Raw genomic sequence first — 19,230 nt, forward strand, 5'->3', positions numbered from 1 at the left:
GGGGGAGAGCGATTCGGAGCGGAGTGGTGCGGCGCGGAGGCCGGTGCGGTGCGGCGACGGGCGAGACGACGGTCAGCGGAGCTCCTTGAACCGGCTTCCGCACTCCGGACAGATGCGGACGGAGAACACTTCGTCGGGGTCGTTCTCCTTTTTCAACACCTTTTCGCAGTCGGCACAGTTCAGCCGCTCGTAGGTGTCCTTCATCAGGTCGCCGTCGCGGAGTCCCTTGCGCGTGGATTTCATACTCCGCCGTTCGTCGTCGGGGCGGATAAAAACCCCGTACGACATCGGTCTGACGCGTCGAGCGAGATCGGCACCCGGCGGAGGGACGCGGCCGCAGCCCGCGAGCGGCTCCCGAGATCCGGGTGCGTGCGCTTCCGCAACGCTTGTGTCCGGGCGCGGAGAAGCGCCGCCGTGTCACGGACCCGGCTGTTCGGATCGCTTTGCGCGCTGGTGTTCCTCGTCAACTTCGCGCGCGTCGTGTTCGCCCCTCTGGTGGGAGAGTTCATCGACGCGTTCGGGATCCGCGAGGGGACCGCCGGGCTCATCGTCACGCTCGCGTGGCTCGGCTCGGCCGCGCCGCGCATCCCGGCCGGCTGGGCGCTCACGCGCTTCGCGCGGCGGCGCGTCATCCTCGTCTCCGGCGCGATGCTGACCGCGGGGGCGCTCGGCGTCGCCCTCGCGCCGAGCGTGCTCGCGCTGATGGTCGCCGCCTTCGCGATCGGCTTAGCCTCCGGCGTCTACTTCGTCGCCGCGAACCCGTTCATCGCGGAGCTGTTCCCGCAGCGCGTCGGACGCGTGATGGGCGTTCACGGCATGGCCAGCCAGCTCGCCGCCGTCATCGCCGCGCCCGCCGTCACCGTCGCGCTGTGGTACGACTGGCGGTACGCCTTCTACGCGCTCGCGCTCGCCGCGGCCGCCAGCACGGTCGTGTTCGTCGCGCTCGCGCGGCGGACTGACCTCCCGGACGCCGGCGCGAGCGACACCGACTTCCTCGGGGCCGCCCGCGGCGAGTGGAAGCTGATCCTCGCGGGCATCGTGCTGATGGGCCTCACGAGCTTCGTCTGGCAGGGCCTGTTCAACTTCTATGAGCTGTACATGATCGACAAGGACCTGACGCGGTCGACCGCGCGGAACCTCTTGACGGTGATCTTCGCCGCCGGCGTGCCCGCCTTCCTCGTCTCGGGCGACCTCGCCGACCGGCTTCCCCACGTCCCGTACCTGCTCGGCATCGTCACGGCGTTCGTCGGCGGGGTCGTCCTCGTGGTCGTCGCCGAGGGGCTGGCGGCGGTGATCGCCGCGAGCGTCGTCGTGGGGTTCGCCATCCACATGCTGTTCCCCGCTGGCGACACGTACCTGCTCGCGTCGCTGCCGGACGAGTCCCGCGCGTCGGCGTACGCGATGTTCTCGGCCGGGATGATGTCAACGCAGGCGGCCGGCTCCTGGGCCGTCGGCGAGGCGATCGAGGCGGGCGCGACGTACGACGCCGTCTTCCTCTCACTCGCCGGGGGGCTGGCGCTCCTCGTCGCGGCGTACGCGGTGCTGTACCGCCTCGGACGCGTTCCCGGGGGGGCAGCGGGCGCGACGCGGAGGGTCTGAGGCGACGCCCCGAGCGCCGACCTCGCGGCCCGGCCGACCCCCCGCTCGGGGACCGACGCCGGGTTGGGGCACCGCACCTGTTTTGGTCGTCGCTCCCGTGTGATCGGTAAATGGAGTACGTTCAGGAGCGCGTGACGACCCTCCACGCGTTGACCGACCACCGGCCCGACGCCCCCACGGACCGCGCGGCGGTCGTCGTGCCGATGACCGAGCGCGAGTACGGGACGCTCGCGGCCGAGCGCGTGCTCTCGACGCTAGAGACGGTCGACCCCGCCCGCGTGATCGTTCCGCTCCGGGCGTCGCCCGACCGCGCCGGCCCGTTCGCGGACTGGCTCGACGGGTTCGACCTCGACGTCGAGACGCTGTGGTGCGACGGCCCCGAGCTCGCCTCGCTGCTCGAAGCGCGCGGGCTCGACGGCGACCGCGGCAAGGGTCGGGACGTGTGGCTCGCCCTCGGTCGCGCGCTTGACGAGGAGTTCGTCGTCGTCCACGACGCCGACACGAAGACCTACTCGCCGGCGTTCGTGAACCGGCTGCTGTTCCCGCTCGGGGAAGGGTACGCGTTCTCGAAGGGGTACTACGCCCGCGTCGAGGACGGCTCGCTGTACGGGCGGCTGTTCAGGCTGTTCTTCCGGCCGCTCGTCCGCGCGCTCGGCGACGCCGCGCCGGGGCGGGAGCCGGACGTGCTGGCGTACCTCTCGGCGTTCCGCTACGCGCTCGCCGGCGAGTTCGCGGCGACGAGCGAGCTCGTCTCCGAGCTCCGCGTCCAGCGCGGCTGGGGGCTGGAGGTCGGCACGCTCGGTGAGGCGTTCGACCGCGCCGGGTTCGCCGACAGCGCGCAGGTTGACCTGGGGAGCTACGAGCACGACCACCGCTCCGTCGAGGGGCCGACCGGCCTCGCGGACATGAGCCGGGCGGTCGGCGAGGCGACCCTGCGCGCGGTCGAAGACGCCGGCGTCGACGTCGACTACGACGGCCTCGCCGAGCGCTACCGCGAGGCCGCCGAGACGCTGGTCGACGGCTACGCGACCGACGCGGCGTTCAACGGGCTCTCGTACGACGCCGCCGACGAGCGGTCACAGGTGGCGACGTACGCCGAGGCGCTGGGGGAGCCCGGGCCGGACACTCGACTCCCGGCCTGGCGGAACGCTCCCGTCGACCCCGACGAGGTCTTCGAGGCCGCGACCGCCGACCTCGACGGGGCTCGGGGCGGGGGCACGGACGGCGGAACCGGCGCCGGCGGCAGCCCCGCGACCGACGCCGGACAGACGGGGCCCGCGCCGGGAGAGGACTGACGATGGCGCACGGGAGCGGGCCGAGCGTGGCCGCGCGCGACGACCTCGCCGGCGTCGTCGACCTGTTCGAGTGGCTCACCCGCGCCGAGCTCTCGCGGGCGCTCTCAGAGCTGGCGTTCAAACAGCGGACCGAGGCCGACGAGGCCGCCATCGACGCCGCGATCGACCTCGCGGTCGACGAGTACGCGCTCGTGCCGGCGCCGGACGGGGCGCTCTCCGGGGACGACGTGACGGGCCACACCGCCGAATCGACCGCGCTCGCGGTCGGTCCCGCCGCGTTCCCGACGCTCCCGGAGGGCGCCGAGGACCTCCCGCACATCCTCGACGTGCCCGACCGGGGCGTCGACCGCGAGGCGCTCGCGGACGCGGTCCTCGACCGGCTCCGCCGCGAGGCGGTGACGGCGATAGACGAGGGGGACGCCGAGCGACTGGAAACGCTCGCGGACGTGACCTACGACGTGGAGGCGTGGGCGCCGGTCGACGTGGGCCCGGTCCGGACGCGGATCCTCGCCGAAGTGGACGAGTGACGGCGTCGGACTCGGGAGCTTACCCCGAGAACTCTGACTCGCTCACGCGGACGACGAGCGTCTCGTCGACATCGCGGAGGTCGTACTCGGGCGTCTCGCCCTGTCGCCGCCGGACGTAGAGGGGTTCGACCGGGAGACCGTCGACGAGACCGAACACCTTCAATCGCTGGTCGGTCTCCTCGGGCGGCACGTCGCCGTCGCGGACCTCGCGGGCGAGGTCGCGGGAGAGCCACTCGTCGGACGCGACGGAGGGCTCCAACACGAGCGCCTCCTCGACGAATCGGACGAGGTACCAGTCGAGGTCGTTGAGGAGCGAGACGGCGGCGCCGAGGCTCACGGTGTCGACGGCGACGCTGTTCTCGAACGGCTCCTCGATTCGGTAGGTCGCGAGCGCGTCGCGAGCCGTCTCGCGGGAGAGCAGCTCGTAGGAGAGCTCCACGTCGGGGTCGCCGAGGAGACACACCCGCGTCATGGTCCCACGTCGGACCGGCCGGCGCAAATCCGTTGCGGTCGGCGAGCCGTGGAGGGCGCGGCAGGGGGTCGCGACCGGCGGGCGGTGGAGGAGAGAGATCGCGACCGGCGGGCGGTGGAGGAGAGAGATCGCGACCGGCGGGCGGTGGAGGAGAGAGATCGCGACCGGCGGCGCCCGGCTCAGAACGTCGAGACGTCGCCCTCGATGACGCTGCGGGTCACGTCCGTCACGTCGGCCAGCTCGCGGTCGACGATGTCGACGACGTCGGCCTCGATGTCGCTCAGCGTGACGCCGTCCTCGGTGACGATCTGCGCGTCCGCGACGTGCGGCTCGTCGATCGGCCGGCCGATCTGCGAGAGGAGCCTGACCTGGAGGTCGCGGATCCCGTCGACCTCCTCGGTGACGGACTCGGCGACGCGGGTGGAGAGCAGGTTGTAGATCTTCCCGATGTGGTTGACGGGGTTCTTCCCGGAGGTCGCCTCCATCGACATCGGGCGGTTCGGGGTGATGAGGCCGTTGGCGCGGTTGCCGCGCCCGACGGAGCCGTCGTCGCCCTGCTCGGCGGAAGTGCCGGTGACAGTCAGGTAGACGGAGCCCTCGTCGTAGTCGTCGGCCGTGTTCACGTCGACGTTGACCTCGCGGTCGGTGTACTCGTGGGCGAGGTCGTCGACGTACTCGCGGACGGACGCGACCGCGTCGTCGTACTCGTCGAGCCCGTCGACGTAGGCGTCGACCATCGCGGCGGCGACGGTGATGTCGATCCGGTCGCCCTCGCGTTTACCCATGATCTTCACGTCGGGGCCGAGCTCGGGGTGGTCGTCGTGGTAGGTCGTGTTGAGCGCGCGCTCGGCCTCGCGGACGATCGTCTCCGTCTCGGTGAGCGGCGCGTGGCCGACGCCGAAGGAGGTGTCGTTGGCCATCGGAACCTCCTGCGTCTCCTCGCCGAACACGTCCTGGAGGTCACCGGAGCCCTCGCCGAGCTTCACGTCGACGACCACGTCGGTGCCGTACTCGAGCTCAGGGATCGCCTCGGCGAGGTAGTCGCGGGCGGCCGCGAGCGCGGTCGAGTCGACCGGGAGCTGCTCGCCGTCGTACTCCTTCGTGGCGCGGCCGACGATGAGGATGTAGACGGGCTCGACGACCTCGCCGCCGCCGAACGCGGGGGCCGCGCGGCCGGCGACCAGCTGCGTCTCGTCGGTGTTGTAGTGGAGCACCTTGCCGACGCGGTCCAAGTAGAGCTGCGAGAGCGCCCGCGAGACCGACTCCGCGACGCCGTCGCAGATCGAGTCTGGGTGACCGATCCCCTTTCGCTCGACGATTTCGACCTCCTGGTCCTCGACCGCCTGCCGGTCGAGGCGGCTGACCTGTATGTTCCGGTCCATTACGCACCGATACTGCGCCGTCGGCACTATAACTTGCGGAAACTCTCCACCGGTAGTGAATAACCTGTAGTTATTCATAGGCGGCTTCGGCGGCCCCGGCCCGGCCCGCGTCGCGCCGGGTGACACAAGCGGGCGCTTGAGTTTCGGCAAGGACTTTGCCGCGGCGAGTGCGACTGCCCCGTATGGACGAACTCGCGCCCTCCCGCCGTCGACTGCTCGCCGGTGCGCTCGCGGGCGGCATCGGCGCCGCCGCCGGCTGTCTCGGGACCGATAGCGACGACGAGTCAGACGACGGGCCGGAACTGCGGCTCTCGCTCTCGCGGGTCGAGGGCTCGCTGCGCGACCGGTACGTTCGCGACCCCGACGCCCCGCCCGAGCGGTGGGACGGGGCGGCGCTCGACGCCGCGCTGGCGGGGGAGCCGTACACGATCCGACACCGGAAGCCGTTCTTCGCGGAGCCGGACGACCCCGCGTACGCCCGCTTCGAGGGGACCTACTACCGGCTCGGGTCGGTGATCGTCGACGAGGTCGCCGAGACCTACCCGGTTCTCCGGCTCTTCGAGGCCGAGAGCGACGGAGCGTCAGCCGGCGACGGCGAGTCGCCGGTCGACGGCGGCGAAGACGGGGATCTCCCGGAGGCCGACCAGCGGGCCGTCCACATCGCGCACTTTGCCGCGCGGGCCCGCGGTGGCGTGGGCGGCTATCCCGTCGGACTGGTCGAGCGCGGCGGCTACGCGTATCGGGCCGAAGCTTCGCGCGCGGAGAGCGCGCTGCTCGACGACGACGGTCCCGACTACGTGACCTACCGAGACACCACCTACCGGGTCGAAATCGAACGGGAGCGGTTTCACGAGGCCGTCCACCGGCCGACCGCCGAGGCGGTCGCCGAGAGCCCCGAGCGAGTGGAGTCGATCCTCCGGGCGGCGCTCGTCGGTCCGAGGGTCGAGCAGGACGAACTCTCCGCGGAGGCCGGACGGATCGTCGATCGGGCCGAGGCAGAGGAGTACGGCGAGACGCACCCGTACTCCGACGCGTACGCCGAACTGCTCCGCGCGATCGACGCGCGCCACTACCTCGACGGGAACGTTCGCAAGGACGCCGGCGTCCGCGAGACCGAAGAAGCGATGATCCGGCACGGCGACGAGTACTACGAGCGGTACCTCCGGATCGTGAACGACGGGGGGAACTGATCGGCCGAGGCGCTTCGCCGTCGCCTCAGCGGGCCGCCTCGTACGCTTCCGCCATCACGTCGAGCGCCTCGCGCAGGTCGCTCTCGTCGGTCGCGTACGAGACCCGCGCGTGACCGGCGCCGTTCTCCCCGAACGCCTCGCCGGGGACGACGACCACGCCGCGGTCGAGACACTCGTCGACGAATCCCTCGGGCACCCGCGGCATCGCGTAGAAGGCCCCCTTCGGGGTGGGACAGTCGAGGCCGATCTCCGCGAACCCCTCCAAGACGATGTCGCGGCGGCGCTCGAAGGACGCCGTCATCTCGTCGACCACGCCGCGGTCGCCCCGCAGCGCGGCCTCGGCGGCGTACTGCGCCGGCGCCGAGGCGCACGCCTGCGCGTACTGGTGGACGCGCAGCATGCGCTCGACGCGCCCCTCGGCGCCGTACACCCAGCCGAGCCGCCAGCCGGTCATCGAGAACAGCTTCGAGGCCGAGTTGACGACGACGACGTTGTCCGTCTCGGCGAACTCGATCGGCGAGTGATGTTCGCCGTCGAAGACGGTGTACTCGTACACCTCGTCGGAGAGACAGAGCACGTCGTGCTCGTCGGCGATGCGCGCGAACTCCCGGACGTCTTCCTCGGAGGAGACCGCCCCGGTCGGATTCCCTGGAGAGTTGACGACGAACGCCGCGGTGTCCTCGGTGATCGCCGCCCTGACCGCGGCCGGGTCGATCGTGAGGTCGTCGCGGAGCGGCACAGGGACGGGTTCGCCGCCGGCCAACTTCGTCAGCGCGTCGTAGGAGACGAACCCGGGGTCCGGGATCAGCACCTCGTCGCCGGCGTCGACGTGCGCCTCCAAGGCGACGTGGAGCGCCTCGCTGCCGCCCGCGGTCGCGATGACGTTGTCGGGGTCGAGGTCGATCCCCTGATCGGCGCGGTGCTTCTCGGCGATCGCCTCCCGCAGCGCGGGGGTCCCCTTGTTCTCGGTGTACGCGTCCGCCTTTCCGGACTCGATCGCGTCGACGGCGGCTTGGCGGGCGTGGGGCGGCGTCGGGAAGTCGGGCTGTCCGAGCCCGAGGTTGATCGCGTCGTCGCCGGCCGCCTCGAACACCTCGCGGATCCCGCTTATCGAGATCCGTTCGACCCTGTCGGAGAACGTCGTCATACCGTTCTGAGGGCGCCGCCGCGAGTTAGTTCTTGTCACGTCGGATCGACGGGCCGCCTCCGACGGCGAGTCGCGGGCCCGCACTCACCGACGCTTCCGCTCCCAGACCGGCCGGCGTTCGCCGCGGCCGGCGTCGTGTCGGGTCCGCCCGTCCGCGTCGGTCGGCAGATCGAACCGCCCTTCGAGGACGCTCGGCACTTCCTCGGCGCGGGCGCGCAACAGGGCGTCGTCGACCGCGCGGAGGCGGAGCATCGGCCGCCCCGGTCCCGCCGGCACCTTGATCGACTCGATCAGCTCCCGCTCGACGAGGGCCTGCCGGTCGCCGGTGAACTCCTGTGCCGGGGCGATCCCGATGCCGTCGGCGCCGGCCCACGCCCGGAGGTCGCGGAAGAGATGGTCGTGTCGGGCCGCGAGCGCGACGAGGAGCGACCGGTCCGACGGCTCCGTCGCGCGGCCGAACTCGCCCGGCGGAAGCGACTCCAGCACGGTCGCGAGGTCGTCGGCGAAGCGGTCGTCGAGGATCTCCCGCGCCACCGCGAGCAGTCGCCGCCGAGAAGGCATCTCGACCGGCTCGACCGTCGCGGCGTCGAACCGCGCCGCAGCGGTCGCGCGGGCGGCGCCGACCGCCTCCGGACGGGCACCGGCCGCCGTCGTCGCGAGCGAGCGGTCCCCGCGGGGACCGACCACGGCGTCGGCGCGCTCCGGGGTCGCGAAGAGCGTCCCACCCGTCCCGTGCCCGAGCGGGTCGCCGGTCCGGACTCGTATTTCGTCGCGTTCGACCGCCTCGGCGACCGCGGTGCCGAGGACCGGCGCGCGAGCGAGCGCGTCGACGACGCCGGGGCGACACGCGACCCGCCACAGCGGTCCCGGCGATCGCTCGCGGGCCGCGAGCACCGCCGGGAGGAGTCGGAGCGGGACGCCGACCGCGACGACCCCGGAACGCCCCGCCAACGCGGCCTCGATCGACTCGGTCAGGGGGTCGTCGGGACGCGGAAGGGCGTCGGCGACCTCCGTCGCGTCGCCGACGCAGTCGGGGTCGGCAGCGGCAGGAGCACCTGCCGAGGCGGACCCGTCGCTTCCGGCGTCCTCGGGGGTGCGTGACGGCCCGGACCCGTCGCTTCCGGCGGCTGCGTCGGCCTCGGGTTCAGCGTCGTCCGCGCCCATAGCGTTTCGACCGTCGCGATCCGAAAGAGCGTTGCGCCGACCGGGGTCGGGAGGAGAGAGGTGTCGGCGGCGGGGTCAGGGGGCCCGGGCGAACACGAGGTAGCCCGTGTGGCCCACGCCCGCGGTGGAGGGGCGCGAGCCGCGGTCGGAGAAGTCCATCTCGCGCTGGATCGTCTCTAACGTCTCGACCTCGGTGAAGCCGGCCTCACGGGCCGCGAGCGCCGCCTCGCGGGTCCCCTCGACGAACGGCGAGTAGACGGCGAGGCGGCCGCCGGGCGCGAGCAGGTCGTCCGCGCGCTCGACGACCGCGGGAGCGTCGCCGGTGTCGAGCGTCAGGGCGTCGAACGGCTCGCCGTCGGCGAGCGCGTCCAGCTCGTCGGTGAGGTCGCCGGTCCGGACGTCGACGCGGTCGGAGACGCCCGCCGTCGCCATGTTCTCGCGAGCGACGTCGGCGAACTCGGGGTCGATCTCGTAGGTGGTCACGTCGGCGCCAGCGCGCCCCAGGTACGCGGCGAGGATCCCGGTCCCGGTGCCGGCGTCGAGGATGCGGTCGCCGCCGGACGCGCCTGTATGCCCCATCACGAGGCCCACGTCGCGGGGCATCATCGGCGCGCCGGTGCGTTCGAGGTGGTTGAACAGGTCCGGGCCGCGGAGCGCGCGGACCTCGAAGACGGTGCCGAGGTGCGTCTCGACCTCGTCGCCGGCCGAGACGTCCTCGGGGACCTCGATCACGCCGAGGTCGGTGCCGAACTCCTCGCCCGGCTCCAGTAGGTACTCGCGGTCCGCGTGGACGAGCAGGTACGCGGCGTCCGTCACTGGAGGTCCGAGATCGCCCGCGCGGGCTCACCGTTGGCCGCCTCCAGCGCCTCGCGGGCGTCGTCCTTCGAGACGCCAGCCTGCTCGGCGACCAGCCGGACGTCCTCCTCCGGAATGCCATCGTCTTCGTCGGCCGCGTCCTCGGCTTCGATCGCGCTCGCGTCCGCACCGCCCTCGACTGCGGCCGCGCCGCCCGCGTCGGCCACCGCGTCGGGCGACCCGACGATCTGGTACGTCTCCTGCCCTTGGGCGTCCATCTTGGTGACCTGCGCGCCGTCGAAGACGAGGTCGTCGCCGTCGGCCGTCTCGATGACGACCCGCTCGGCGTCGAGCTCCTCGACGTCGATCCCCATCTGTTTCATCATCTGTTTCATCTTCCGCGGGTTCATGCCGCCGCCTCCGAACATGGTCACCGGTTCGGCCGGACGACACAAAAAGGGTGTCGACACGGGTCGAAGCAACGGCGCGTCGCGGACGCTCGCCGGTCCCGATCGCGGCGAACCGGACCGAGAGAGCGGGGTTGATACGTGTCGCGCGCGAGGCGGTGATATGTACCTCGCGGACCACTCCTGGCCGGAGCTCGGCGACGCGCTGGCTCCCGGCTCCGTCGCGCTCGTCCCGCTCGGCTCGACCGAACAGCACGGCCCGCACCTTCCGCTCGGGACCGACCACCTGATCGCCGAGGGGCTGGCGACGGCGGCCGCGGACCGATCCGACGCGTTCCGGACGCCGACGATCAACGTCGGCGTTAGTCCCCACCACCGCCAGTTCCCGGGGACGATGTGGGTCGACCCGCCGGAGTTCCGCGACTACGTCGAGTCGTTCGCCCGGAACCTCGCGTACCACGGGATCGACCGCGTGGTGTTCGTGAACGCCCACGGCGGCAACGTCCAGCACCTCCGAGAGGTCGGCCGCCGGCTCCACGAGGACGAGGTCGGCTACGCTGTCGAGTGGATGTGGGACGAGTCGATCCCGGAGCTGGTCGACGACCTCTTCGAGCGCAACGGCCCCCACGCGGGCCCCAAGGAGACGGCGATGGTCACCCACCTCGCGCCCGACCTCGTCCGCGAGGACCGGCTCGAGGACGCGCGCGACGGCGGGCTCGTCGACCTCGAAAGCGCCGAGACGACCGTCCACGGCGCGCGAACCTTCTACGACGCGGTCGACAACTCCGCGAACGGCGCGTTCGGCGACCCGACCGACGTGACGCCGGAGAAGGCCGAGCGCCTGTTCGAGGCGGCCGCCGACCAGCTCGTCCAGCTGGCCGAGTGGATCGGCGAGCGCGACGAGAGCGAGCTGTTCCCCGAGCCGCGCGTGGAGCGGTCGGACTGACGCGGGCTACTGGTCGGCCGCGTCTCGGGCGAACGCCTCGCCGAGTATCTCTCGGAGCGCCGCGTCGGCGTCCGCACGCCGCCCGTCGAGCACCGCGAACCGCTCGTCGCGGCGGCGTTCGAGCCAGCGCAGCAGTCTGGCCGCCCAGTCGAGCTTCCGCGCCTTCATCGGGTCGACCGTGGGGTCGTCGAACTCCCACCCCGGAAAGACCAGTTTGCCGGCCCCGAGGTGGTCGGCGAGGAACGCCGCGCGGTCGCCGTCGGTGAACCCGCCGGGGTTGCGGAGCGGCCCGACGGGCGCCGCCTGCGTCGTCGCCAGCGTCCACTCGTCGGCGAAGCGCGGGAGCCACTCGCGGACCGCCGGGAGGTTGTCGCCGTGGGCGTGCGCGGCGACTGGGACGCCATCGCGCGTCAGTTCCGCGGCCGTCTCCGGGTTCTTGTCGAGGTCTGTCACCATACAGTCGACCGCGACGCCGCGGTCAGCGAGCGCGTCCGCCGCGGTCGAGGCCGCGACGACGACATCGGCGTCGCGGGCGAGTTCGACCTCGTCGGCGAGACAGGGGGCCGCGCCCGCGACGGCGACCGTCTCGTCCGCCCAGTCACCGAGGCGGCCGAGCGGAAACGGAGTCGCGAGGTCGGCGGCAGTATCGCGGACGCGCTCGTCGTCGGCCCGGTCGAACCCGAAGTCGGCGAGGATCGCCTCGTAGACGGGCTCGAAGGTCGCGAAGTTCACGTGCGGGCCCCCCTCGGGACGCGCGACTGGGCGCCCGTCGATCGGCGCCGCCGCTCAGCGGGCGAGATATGGTATGGGCCGGAGTGGCACAGAGTACCCCTACCCGCGTGCCCCTCCGGCGTCCGGTCGATCGGTTGTCTACACGAGGGCATAAACTTTCTCTTAACTCACGTGTCGGTCGATACCGTCGATCGCGGCGTCAAGCGCCCGTGAAGCGCCGGATACCGCCTCTCTAACCGAGTCGAGCGCCGCGGGCGTCGCGATCAGGAGCCCGCGGCGGCCGTCAGCGGGGTCGTCGCCGCCTGACGACGCCCCGCCGGTGCCGCCGTCGGTCGCGGACGGGGTCGCCGCGGCCGCCCGGTTCGGATCGCCCAGCGCGAACGTCGCGCCGGTCGCGTCGTCGCCGACGGTCGCGGCGCGGAGGGCACCGACGGCGGGGTCGTCGAGCCCGGTGAGTTTGTAGGTACGAACGACGGCGGTGTCGGCGGCGCCGCGGTCGCCCCGAGCGGCCTCCGGCGCGCCGATCCGGTCGAGGTGACGCTCGGCCTCGGGGACCGTCGTCACGTCGAGCTCCTCGACTCCGACCGCGTCGGAGTCGCCGCGAGAGTCGTGTCGGTCGCGGGCGAACTCGGCGCCGACGAGCGCCGCGTCGCGCGTCTCGGCCACGTCGTGGGTGCGGATCACGTGCGCGCCGCGCTCGACCGCCATCGACGTGGCGGCGAGCGAGACCGGCAGCGCCTCCTCGGTGCTGCGGCCCGCGATGGTCTTGAGGAAGCTCTTGCGGTTGATCGAGACGAGCAGCGGGCGGCCGTACCCCCGGAACTCCCGGAGCCGGTGGAACGTCTCCCGGTCGTCCTCGTGGGTCTTGGCCTCGGACCAGCCGCCGAACGCGGGGTCGAGGATCGTCTTGTCGGTGAGGCCGTTCATCGAGAGCGCCTCGTAGATGTCGTCGACGTCCTCGACCGCGCCCGGGCGTTTGAGGTCCGGCGGCGAGGCCATCTTCGACACCGCCACGTCGTGTTCGCGACAGACGTGGGGCATCTCGGGGTCGGCGAACCCGCAGATGTCGTTGACCATGTCGAACCCGCGCGAGAGCGCCTCGTCCGCGACCTCGTGATAGCGCGTCTCGATCGACCAGACGGCGTCGCCGGAGGTCGATTCGAGGGTCTCGACCGCGGTGTCGAGGCGGTCGAGTTCCTGTTCGGCCGAGAGCACGTCGAGGTCCTTGTTCGCCGACTCAAGCCCCACGTCCACGATGTCGGCGCCCTCGCCGATCAGTTCCTCGTCGACGTACGCGGCGGCCTCGCCGGGGTCGTCGTACACGCTGGGGTCGTACGGCGACTCCTCTGAGACGTTGAGCACGCCCATGATCCGGGGCGGATGGTCGTCGCCGATCCCGAGCCCCGCGGCGTCCACGTTTCGCATACGATCACCACGGGCGCGAGCGACATAAACGGGGCGAGTACCCGAGGCGCTCGCCGGAGAACTGCCCTCGCAATCGCTTATAAATGGTCGGCGGGCGGTGGTGCGTGCGACCGAGCGGCCGGAGCGAAGCGGAGGCCGCGAGGGGCACGCGCGAGGGAGTCGCGAACGCCCGAAAGGCGTGAGCGACGAGGCTGGGGAGGCGTGAGGTGCGGTCGCGGTCGGGTGGGACTCGAAGGGGCAGTCGCGAGGGGGCGCAGGCGACGCAAGCACCGCAGGGAGCGAACGGAGTGAGCGACCGAGGAACACAGCGAGCGTGCGCCCCCTCGCGACTGGGGGTTTGGAGGTGTTCGTCGCAGGGCCACGATCGGCTGGTTATAACTGATCGCACACGCCTCCGAACCCCATTTATAGATTAAACCGCACCGAGTCGCCGACCGCGACCTCGTGGCGGTCGGTCCACTCGTAGGGGACCTCCAGCACGTACTGCCCGGAGCCGGAATACCGTTGATCTTCACCGTCCTCGTTCGGTCCCGGTTCGGGCGCGTTGTGGATCGAGGTGATCTCTCGGTCGCCGTCGACGTAGACGATGTCGATGCCGAAGTCCATTTCGCGCATCACGTACGTCAGGGGGCCGGGCGAGTCGTGTACGAATAACATCCCGCCCCCGTTGGGCAGCGACTCGGCGCCGCTGAGGCCGAGGATTCGTTTGTCACGGGTGTCCGCGATTGCCGCCGTCACCGACCCCCGAGCTCCCCCGTCCGGACCTTCGACGGTCACGGTCGTCGTCTCGTAGTCGGCGTACGTTCCGGTCGGCCAGTCTGCGTCGTCGGCTCCGCCGTTCGCGCCGTCCGGCCCGCCACCCGCGTCGCCGTCGGTCGAATCGCCGCCGTCGCTCGTCGCGTCGTCGCCCCCGAGACAGCCCGCCGCGGCGCCCGTCGTCGCGGCCGCGGCCAGCCCGAGGAGTCGCCGCCGTCTCATGTCTGCGCCGAGGGGGGCCGGAGTGATAAACGGCGGCGTCGGCGTCGCGCCGTCACGGGTCCGGGGAGGGGCATGTCACTCGGTGCGCCCACGACCCGTATGAACTCTCCGTCCACTCCCCGTCGCGGTCTAACTCTCGCTCGCGGCCGCCGCTTCGACCTCGCCGCGGCGTAGCGACCCCTCGTGCCGGGAAGGACGCGCTTTTATCGCCGCCGGAGCGTAGCGTGAGACATGGCGAAAGTGAGCATCGGCCTCCGCGGGTGGCGCTTCGAGGAGGACGAGATATTCACCGACGACGAGGAGCTGAAGCCCCTCAACGAGATCCCCGAAGATCCGCGAGAGCGACTCGTGCGGCTCGTCACCCTCGTCGAAGAGCCCTGCGATGTCTGTTACCTCGAGCACGGCGACGAGGAGATCAACCGCTGTAGGCAGGCGGAGATCGTGTACGGCGAACCGGAGGGCGAGGTGCTGCTCTGCGCCGAGCACGAACCCGACCTGCTCTACTGGTTCCGCGAGGCGGGCGGCAGCGAGTACAAGGGGTCCGTCGAGTTCGCCGACCGGTTCCACGAGTGGGTCGCCGCCGGCAACGAGGCGCCGGAGGGGTACGGCTCGGTCGAGCACGTCGACGAGGACCCCGACGGCCTCCCGGACCTGCCCGATCAGCAGGAGGTCCAGGAGCGGCTCGAAGAGGACTTCCAGGGCGAGCGGATCGACATCGTCGAACTCGCCGGCAAGGAGCGCTCGGACGAGGAGCTGACGGAAGAGGAGCTCGCCGAGTCCGACCTCGACCTCTCGACCGACTACCCGTCGGACCGATGAGCGACGAGGAGTCTGACGTCGACGCGGTCGAAACGCCCGCGAGCGGTCGACGGAAGCCCGTGGTCGTCGTCGTCGAGCCCGAGACGCCGGGCAACATCGGCACCATCGCGAGAGCGATGAAGAACTTCGGGCTCACGGACCTCAAGCTCGTGAACCCGCCGGAGATCGCGGAGGACGGCGAGGCGTACGGCTTCGCCGGACACGCCCGCGAGGACGTGCTTCCGAACGCCGACGAGGTCACATTCGACGAGGTCGTCGCGAACTACCACACGGTCGGCACGACCGCGATCACCGGCGAGGACGACCGTAGCCACGAGCGGTTCCCGTTCAAGACCCCGGTCGAGCTGCGCGAGTCGCTGAAGACGGTCGACGCGCCCACCGCGATCGTCTTCGGCCGCGAGGGACGGGGGCTCAACAACGAGGAGCTCTCGCGGCTCGACGAGGTGTGCTCGATCCCGGCCGACGACGACTACCCCGTGTTGAACCTCGGGCAGGCCGCGACGGTCCTCTTGTACGAGCTTCGCGATCTCACGGTCGAGGAGACGCAGCTGCCCGACACGGAGGTGACCCGTGCTCCGGAGGCCGACCTCGAGCGCTTCCACGAGTTCTTCGACGAGTTCCTCGCGGCGACGGGGCAGCGCGACCACGTCCGCGAGAAGAACGCGCTGTTGATGCGCCGGCTGCTCGGGCGCGCGCACCCGACCGAGCGTGAGATCCACTCGCTGCTCGGCGCCTTCCGGAAGGCGAACGCGAAGCTGGACCACGCCGACCACCTCGCGGCGAAGTACGACGAGCCGCCGTACCCGCGGGAGGAGTAGCCGTGGGCGGGGGCGTCTTCGACGAGGACCTATTAGCCGGCGTGCGCGACGTCTCGCCGCTCATGCTCGGCGTCGCGCCGTTCGCCCTCGTCGCAGGGATCGCGGCGGTCGACGCCGGGCTCGGTCTCGCCGAGGCGGTCGGGATGTCCGTGATCGTGTTCGCCGGCGCCTCCCAGCTCGCGGCGCTCGAACTGCTCGGCGAAAACGCGCCCCTCGCCGTCGTCGTCGGGACGGCGGCCGTGATCAACCTCCGGATGCTGATGTACTCCGCCTCCATCGCGCCGCACTTCGCCGACTACGGTCGCCGGCTCCGCGCGGGGCTCGCCTACCTCCTCACCGACCAGGCGTACGCCCTCTCGGTCGCTGAGTTCGATGAGAACCCGGACCGGAGCCGGTGGCGCTACTACCTCGGCGCGGCCGCGTCGCTGTGGATCGTCTGGCAGATCGGGACGGTCGTCGGCGTCGTCCTCGGCGCGGGCGTCCCCGACGCGTGGGGGCTCACCTTCGCGGTGCCGCTCGTCTTCCTCGCGCTCCTCGTCCCCGCGATGAAGGACCGACCGACCACCGTCGCGGGCGTCGCGGGCGGCGCGGTCGCGGTCGTCGCGGCCGGGCTCCCGCTCAACCTCGGCCTGCTCGTCGGCGCGCTGTGCGGGGTCGCGGCCGGCCTCGTGACGGAGGTGAGGGTGTCGTGAGCAGTGGTCTCGGCGCCCTCGCCGCCTCCCCGCGCGCTTGGGTCGCAATCGCGGTCATCGGCGTCATCACCTATGGGATCCGGCTCTCCTTCATCCACCTGTTCGGGCGGATCGACGGCGTCCCGACGCGCCTCCAGCGGCCGCTCCGGTACGTCCCGCCGGCCGTCCTCGCGGCGCTCGTCCTCCCCGATTTGGTGACGCTCGGGCCGTCCGTCACCGCGACCTTCCTCGACGAGCGGCTGATCGCGGGCGCCGTCGCCGGCGCGGTCGCGTGGCGGACCGAAAACGTGTTCGCGACCATCGCGACCGGGATGGGAACGCTGTGGGTCTTCCGGTTCGTCGTGTTCGCGTGAGCGGGCAGTAATAGAGACGAGCGAGGCCGCCGTCAGCGATCGCGCTCGGTCGCGCGCTCCGACCGGCGCTCGCTCCCGTCCGGGCTCTCACGGTCGACGGGGCGGCCGGACCGGGCGTCGCGGTCGACCTCGCGCTCGCGGGCGGCGGCGATCCGCTGGGCGGCGTCGGCGAGCGAGTCGAGCGCGGCGAACAGCCGGTACGAGAGGTACGGTCCCACGGTGAGGACGAGGACGGTCCAGACGCCGAGCAGTATCTGTCCGAGGATCAGCAGCGAGTAGACGAACACGAACAGGCTCACGGCGGCGAGCGTGATGCCGACGCGCGTGCGGAGGGCCTCGGAGGGCGAGAGCGGGTCGTGTGCCATACGCGGAGCTTCCGGCGGAGCTCACTTAAAAATAAACACGAAGCGGCGAGAGGCGTCGACGCGCGAGCGCTCTCGCCCTCGCTCGGGACGCGTTCCCGCTCAGTCGTCGGCGGGGGCCGCGGAGTCGCCGGCGGAGACGCCGGTGCCGGGGCCGACGTCGATGCCGAGGTCGGCGAGCTTCTCGTCCGGGACGACGCCGTCGACCCAGCCGCGGCTCTCGTAGTACTCGGCCTTCAACTGGTCGAGTTCGACGAGTTCGCCCTCGCTGGCGCCCGTGCCGGGGATGGCGTCCGGGTGGCCCTCGATGAACCGGTTCGGCAGCGTGTCGTCTGCGCCTTCGAAGCCGGCGAGGTTGTTGTAGTAGCGCTCGAGGTTGTAGATGCGCTCGCCGGCCTCAAACAGCTCGTCCTCCGAGAGGTCTTGGCCGGTCACACCGTTGTACTGGAGCACGTACTCCTCGATCCCCTCAGCGAACGCGCTGAACTTACAGATATCGAACGAGTCCGACACCGCGTGGAGGTCCTGGAAGGTGGCGGTGAGCTCGCCTTTCCCCTCCCACTCGTACGGATCGACCTTCTCCGGGATCCCGAGGATCTCGGCGGCCGGCGTGTAGCCGCGCAGGTGGCACGCGCCGCGGTTCGAGGTGGCGTACGCGATCGCCATCCCCTTCATACAGCGCGGGTCGTAGGCGGCCATCGTCTGGCCCTTCACGGAGAGCTTGTTGCCGTGCGCGTCCTTCGCGTCGGCGACGCGCTCGGGACCCTCCGCGAGGAGGTCGCCGAGGTCGGACGAGCGGTGACCGATCTCCTCGATGAGGTCGATCATCGTCTCCGAGTCGCCCCAGTCGAGGTGGCCGACGCCGTCGAGTTTGCCCTCCTCGCTCATCTCCATCGCCATCGCCATCATGTTGCCGGCCTCGATGGTGTCGAGACCGAGGTCGTTACACTGCTCCAACATGCGGGCGATCTCGTCGCGGTCGGAGTGGCCCGAGTTCGGGCCGAGCGCCCACGCGGACTCGTACTCGTACGACTCCGTGCGGACATTCATCTCCTGGCCCTTGTGGGTGACGTTGACGTCGACTTCCTTCTTACACGCCACGGGACAGGAGTGGCACGTCGGTTCGTCGACGAGGATGTTCTCGCGGACGTTCTCGCCGGAGACCTGCTCCGCCTCGATGTCCGCGCCCTCCGCGTCGTGGTACGCCTCGGTCGAGGTGTACTTCGCGTTCTTCGTCGGGAGGCCGTCCATCTCCTCGGTCGCGTTCATCAGGACGTTCGTCCCGTACATCGAGAGGCCGCCCTCGTTGGGCGCGGTCACGTCGGACTCGCGGATGACCTCCATCGCCTGCTGGTACCCCTCTTGGAACGTCTCGGGGTCGGCGGGCTTCGGCATGTTGGTGCCCGACTTCACGACGACCGCCTTCACGTTCTTCGCGCCCATCACGGCGCCGGTGCCGCCGCGGCCCGAGGCGCGGTCGTCCTCGTTGATGACGCAGCCGTAGCGGACCTGGTTCTCGCCGCCCTGCCCGATCGCCATCACGGAGACGTCGCGGCCGACCTTCCCGTCGACCTCCTCGCCGATCTGGTCGATCGTGTCGTGGACGCCCTGTCCCCAGAGGTGGGAGGCGTCGCGCACCTCCACGTCGCCGTCCTCGACGAACAGGTAGACCGGCTCGTCGCTCTCTCCGTCGAGGAGGACGCCGTCGAGTCCGGCCCACTTGAGCCGGGCGCCGGACCAGCCGCCGTGGTGCGAGTCGGTGACGGTCCCCGTCAGCGGGGACTTCGTCACCAAGGCGATCCGGCCGCTCATCACGGTCTGGGTACCCGTGAGCGGTCCGGTCATGAACGCCAGTCGGTTCTCCGGTCCCAGGGGGTCCACGTCGGGCCCCTTATCGAAGACGTATTTGACGCCGAGTCCGCGCGCGCCGATGTACTTCTCCGCGTCCTCGTCGTCGATCCCGTGGTAGTTGACCTCCCCGCCGCTGAGGTCGACCTGTGCCACACGGTCGCGGTAGCCGCCCATTTCAGTCATGTAATGCTCTATCATTATAGAAGGACCACAGCGTGTTAGTTGTTGACCTCCGTACGAAACCGTAAAGCGTTACAAAAGTGAACGCCTCCGAGG

At 71.2% G+C, this 19,230-nt stretch carries 21 protein-coding genes; 9 read left to right on the forward strand and 12 right to left on the reverse strand.

Annotated features, from left to right (window positions below):
- Nucleotides 1-72 precede the first annotated feature (72 nt).
- Nucleotides 73-243 (reverse strand): HVO_0758 family zinc finger protein, encoded by a 171-nt coding sequence (locus EO776_RS18955; RefSeq protein WP_167373059.1) that lies wholly within the window; start codon nucleotides 241-243, stop codon nucleotides 73-75.
- A 171-nt stretch (nucleotides 244-414) separates the two neighbouring features.
- On the opposite strand from EO776_RS18955, the gene EO776_RS08420 reads away from it, so the two are divergent.
- The 3 genes from EO776_RS08420 (at nucleotide 415) to EO776_RS08430 (ending at nucleotide 3,421) form a co-directional block, all read left to right on the forward strand.
- Nucleotides 415-1,599 (forward strand): MFS transporter, encoded by a 1,185-nt coding sequence (locus EO776_RS08420; RefSeq protein WP_049929403.1) that lies wholly within the window; start codon nucleotides 415-417, stop codon nucleotides 1,597-1,599.
- Nucleotides 1,600-1,709: 110 nt separating this feature from the next.
- Complete coding sequence (locus EO776_RS08425; protein WP_049929402.1) at nucleotides 1,710-2,894, forward strand: glycosyltransferase family protein; 1,185 nt, start codon at nucleotides 1,710-1,712, stop codon at nucleotides 2,892-2,894.
- A 2-nt stretch (nucleotides 2,895-2,896) separates the two neighbouring features.
- Nucleotides 2,897-3,421, forward strand: coding sequence for a DUF7109 family protein (locus tag EO776_RS08430; protein ID WP_049929401.1), 525 nt, complete (start codon nucleotides 2,897-2,899; stop codon nucleotides 3,419-3,421).
- A 19-nt stretch (nucleotides 3,422-3,440) separates the two neighbouring features.
- On the opposite strand, the gene EO776_RS08435 is transcribed toward EO776_RS08430, so the two are convergent.
- Complete coding sequence (locus EO776_RS08435) at nucleotides 3,441-3,893, reverse strand: DUF5804 family protein (protein WP_049929400.1); 453 nt, start codon at nucleotides 3,891-3,893, stop codon at nucleotides 3,441-3,443.
- A gap of 179 nt (nucleotides 3,894-4,072) precedes the next feature.
- On the reverse strand, nucleotides 4,073-5,275 hold the full coding sequence (locus tag EO776_RS08440; RefSeq protein WP_094521047.1) for a methionine adenosyltransferase: 1,203 nt from the start codon (nucleotides 5,273-5,275) through the stop codon (nucleotides 4,073-4,075).
- A 182-nt stretch (nucleotides 5,276-5,457) separates the two neighbouring features.
- Between EO776_RS08440 and EO776_RS08445 the strand changes: the two genes are divergently transcribed.
- Complete coding sequence (locus tag EO776_RS08445; protein ID WP_094521046.1) at nucleotides 5,458-6,465, forward strand: hypothetical protein; 1,008 nt, start codon at nucleotides 5,458-5,460, stop codon at nucleotides 6,463-6,465.
- Nucleotides 6,466-6,490: 25 nt separating this feature from the next.
- Here EO776_RS08445 and EO776_RS08450 read toward each other — a convergent pair whose 3' ends face one another.
- The 4 genes from EO776_RS08450 to EO776_RS08465 form a co-directional block, all read right to left on the reverse strand.
- Nucleotides 6,491-7,612 carry a pyridoxal phosphate-dependent aminotransferase gene (locus EO776_RS08450; RefSeq protein ID WP_094521045.1) on the reverse strand — a complete coding sequence of 374 codons (1,122 nt, stop codon included), beginning with the start codon at nucleotides 7,610-7,612 and terminating at the stop codon, nucleotides 6,491-6,493.
- Nucleotides 7,613-7,696: 84 nt separating this feature from the next.
- A complete protein-coding gene (locus EO776_RS08455) occupies nucleotides 7,697-8,776 on the reverse strand; it encodes a transcriptional regulator TbsP domain-containing protein (RefSeq protein ID WP_099289295.1) in 1,080 nt (359 codons plus the stop codon).
- A gap of 75 nt (nucleotides 8,777-8,851) precedes the next feature.
- Nucleotides 8,852-9,592, reverse strand: a complete 741-nt coding sequence (locus tag EO776_RS08460) for a tRNA (adenine-N1)-methyltransferase (RefSeq protein ID WP_094520306.1) — start codon at nucleotides 9,590-9,592, stop codon at nucleotides 8,852-8,854.
- Nucleotides 9,589-9,999, reverse strand: a complete 411-nt coding sequence (locus EO776_RS08465; protein ID WP_049929393.1) for a nascent polypeptide-associated complex protein — start codon at nucleotides 9,997-9,999, stop codon at nucleotides 9,589-9,591. Before EO776_RS08465 ends, EO776_RS08460 begins: the two co-directional genes overlap by 4 nt.
- 142 nt (nucleotides 10,000-10,141) lie before the next feature.
- Between EO776_RS08465 and EO776_RS08470 the strand changes: the two genes are divergently transcribed.
- Nucleotides 10,142-10,924, forward strand: coding sequence for a creatininase family protein (locus EO776_RS08470; protein ID WP_099289296.1), 783 nt, complete (start codon nucleotides 10,142-10,144; stop codon nucleotides 10,922-10,924).
- 6 nt (nucleotides 10,925-10,930) lie between these two features.
- On the opposite strand, the gene EO776_RS08475 is transcribed toward EO776_RS08470, so the two are convergent.
- The 3 genes from EO776_RS08475 to EO776_RS08485 form a co-directional block, all read right to left on the reverse strand.
- Nucleotides 10,931-11,656, reverse strand: coding sequence for a 6-hydroxymethylpterin diphosphokinase MptE-like protein (locus EO776_RS08475; RefSeq protein ID WP_049929392.1), 726 nt, complete (start codon nucleotides 11,654-11,656; stop codon nucleotides 10,931-10,933).
- Nucleotides 11,657-11,818: 162 nt separating this feature from the next.
- On the reverse strand, nucleotides 11,819-13,081 hold the full coding sequence (gene folP, locus EO776_RS08480; RefSeq protein ID WP_176455025.1) for a dihydropteroate synthase: 1,263 nt from the start codon (nucleotides 13,079-13,081) through the stop codon (nucleotides 11,819-11,821).
- A gap of 405 nt (nucleotides 13,082-13,486) precedes the next feature.
- On the reverse strand, nucleotides 13,487-14,059 hold the full coding sequence (locus EO776_RS08485) for a DUF192 domain-containing protein (protein ID WP_049929391.1): 573 nt from the start codon (nucleotides 14,057-14,059) through the stop codon (nucleotides 13,487-13,489).
- A 231-nt stretch (nucleotides 14,060-14,290) separates the two neighbouring features.
- Between EO776_RS08485 and EO776_RS08490 the strand changes: the two genes are divergently transcribed.
- From EO776_RS08490 to EO776_RS08505, 4 genes are read left to right on the forward strand one after another with little or no spacing between them, the layout of a single operon-like run.
- Entirely contained in the window at nucleotides 14,291-14,878 is a 588-nt protein-coding gene (locus EO776_RS08490; RefSeq protein ID WP_094520305.1) for a hypothetical protein, read from the forward strand.
- Nucleotides 14,875-15,696: an RNA methyltransferase gene (locus EO776_RS08495; RefSeq protein ID WP_094520304.1), complete on the forward strand. Its 822-nt coding sequence runs from the start codon at nucleotides 14,875-14,877 to the stop codon at nucleotides 15,694-15,696. The genes EO776_RS08490 and EO776_RS08495 overlap by 4 nt, the downstream gene beginning before the upstream one ends.
- 2 nt (nucleotides 15,697-15,698) lie before the next feature.
- Complete coding sequence (locus EO776_RS08500) at nucleotides 15,699-16,388, forward strand: AzlC family ABC transporter permease (protein WP_049929387.1); 690 nt, start codon at nucleotides 15,699-15,701, stop codon at nucleotides 16,386-16,388.
- Entirely contained in the window at nucleotides 16,385-16,741 is a 357-nt protein-coding gene (locus tag EO776_RS08505; RefSeq protein WP_049929386.1) for an AzlD domain-containing protein, read from the forward strand. Before EO776_RS08500 ends, EO776_RS08505 begins: the two co-directional genes overlap by 4 nt.
- Before the next feature lie 32 nt (nucleotides 16,742-16,773).
- Here EO776_RS08505 and EO776_RS08510 read toward each other — a convergent pair whose 3' ends face one another.
- Both EO776_RS08510 and EO776_RS08515 read right to left on the reverse strand, forming a co-directional pair.
- Nucleotides 16,774-17,106: a hypothetical protein gene (locus EO776_RS08510; RefSeq protein ID WP_086215587.1), complete on the reverse strand. Its 333-nt coding sequence runs from the start codon at nucleotides 17,104-17,106 to the stop codon at nucleotides 16,774-16,776.
- Nucleotides 17,107-17,205: 99 nt separating this feature from the next.
- Nucleotides 17,206-19,137, reverse strand: a complete 1,932-nt coding sequence (locus tag EO776_RS08515; protein ID WP_049929384.1) for an aldehyde ferredoxin oxidoreductase family protein — start codon at nucleotides 19,135-19,137, stop codon at nucleotides 17,206-17,208.
- Between the last annotated feature and the right edge of the window lie 93 nt (nucleotides 19,138-19,230).

The organism is Halorubrum ezzemoulense, assembly GCF_004126515.1.
Classification (GTDB): Archaea; Halobacteriota; Halobacteria; order Halobacteriales; family Haloferacaceae; genus Halorubrum; species Halorubrum ezzemoulense.

What these genes read in the sequence shown, in the direction of transcription:
- EO776_RS18955 (WP_167373059.1), bottom strand. Translation starts at nt 243, where the DNA reads ATGAAATCCACGCGCAAGGGACTCCGCGACGGCGACCTGATGAAGGAC.
- EO776_RS08425 (WP_049929402.1), top strand. Translation starts at nt 1,710, where the DNA reads ATGGAGTACGTTCAGGAGCGCGTGACGACCCTCCACGCGTTGACCGAC.
- EO776_RS08430 (WP_049929401.1), top strand. Translation starts at nt 2,897, where the DNA reads ATGGCGCACGGGAGCGGGCCGAGCGTGGCCGCGCGCGACGACCTCGCC.
- EO776_RS08435 (WP_049929400.1), bottom strand. Translation starts at nt 3,893, where the DNA reads ATGACGCGGGTGTGTCTCCTCGGCGACCCCGACGTGGAGCTCTCCTAC.
- EO776_RS08440 (WP_094521047.1), bottom strand. Translation starts at nt 5,275, where the DNA reads ATGGACCGGAACATACAGGTCAGCCGCCTCGACCGGCAGGCGGTCGAG.
- EO776_RS08445 (WP_094521046.1), top strand. Translation starts at nt 5,458, where the DNA reads ATGGACGAACTCGCGCCCTCCCGCCGTCGACTGCTCGCCGGTGCGCTC.
- EO776_RS08450 (WP_094521045.1), bottom strand. Translation starts at nt 7,612, where the DNA reads ATGACGACGTTCTCCGACAGGGTCGAACGGATCTCGATAAGCGGGATC.
- EO776_RS08455 (WP_099289295.1), bottom strand. Translation starts at nt 8,776, where the DNA reads ATGGGCGCGGACGACGCTGAACCCGAGGCCGACGCAGCCGCCGGAAGC.
- EO776_RS08465 (WP_049929393.1), bottom strand. Translation starts at nt 9,999, where the DNA reads ATGTTCGGAGGCGGCGGCATGAACCCGCGGAAGATGAAACAGATGATG.
- EO776_RS08470 (WP_099289296.1), top strand. Translation starts at nt 10,142, where the DNA reads ATGTACCTCGCGGACCACTCCTGGCCGGAGCTCGGCGACGCGCTGGCT.
- folP (WP_176455025.1), bottom strand. Translation starts at nt 13,081, where the DNA reads ATGCGAAACGTGGACGCCGCGGGGCTCGGGATCGGCGACGACCATCCG.
- EO776_RS08485 (WP_049929391.1), bottom strand. Translation starts at nt 14,059, where the DNA reads ATGAGACGGCGGCGACTCCTCGGGCTGGCCGCGGCCGCGACGACGGGC.
- EO776_RS08490 (WP_094520305.1), top strand. Translation starts at nt 14,291, where the DNA reads ATGGCGAAAGTGAGCATCGGCCTCCGCGGGTGGCGCTTCGAGGAGGAC.
- EO776_RS08495 (WP_094520304.1), top strand. Translation starts at nt 14,875, where the DNA reads ATGAGCGACGAGGAGTCTGACGTCGACGCGGTCGAAACGCCCGCGAGC.
- EO776_RS08510 (WP_086215587.1), bottom strand. Translation starts at nt 17,106, where the DNA reads ATGGCACACGACCCGCTCTCGCCCTCCGAGGCCCTCCGCACGCGCGTC.
- EO776_RS08515 (WP_049929384.1), bottom strand. Translation starts at nt 19,137, where the DNA reads ATGACTGAAATGGGCGGCTACCGCGACCGTGTGGCACAGGTCGACCTC.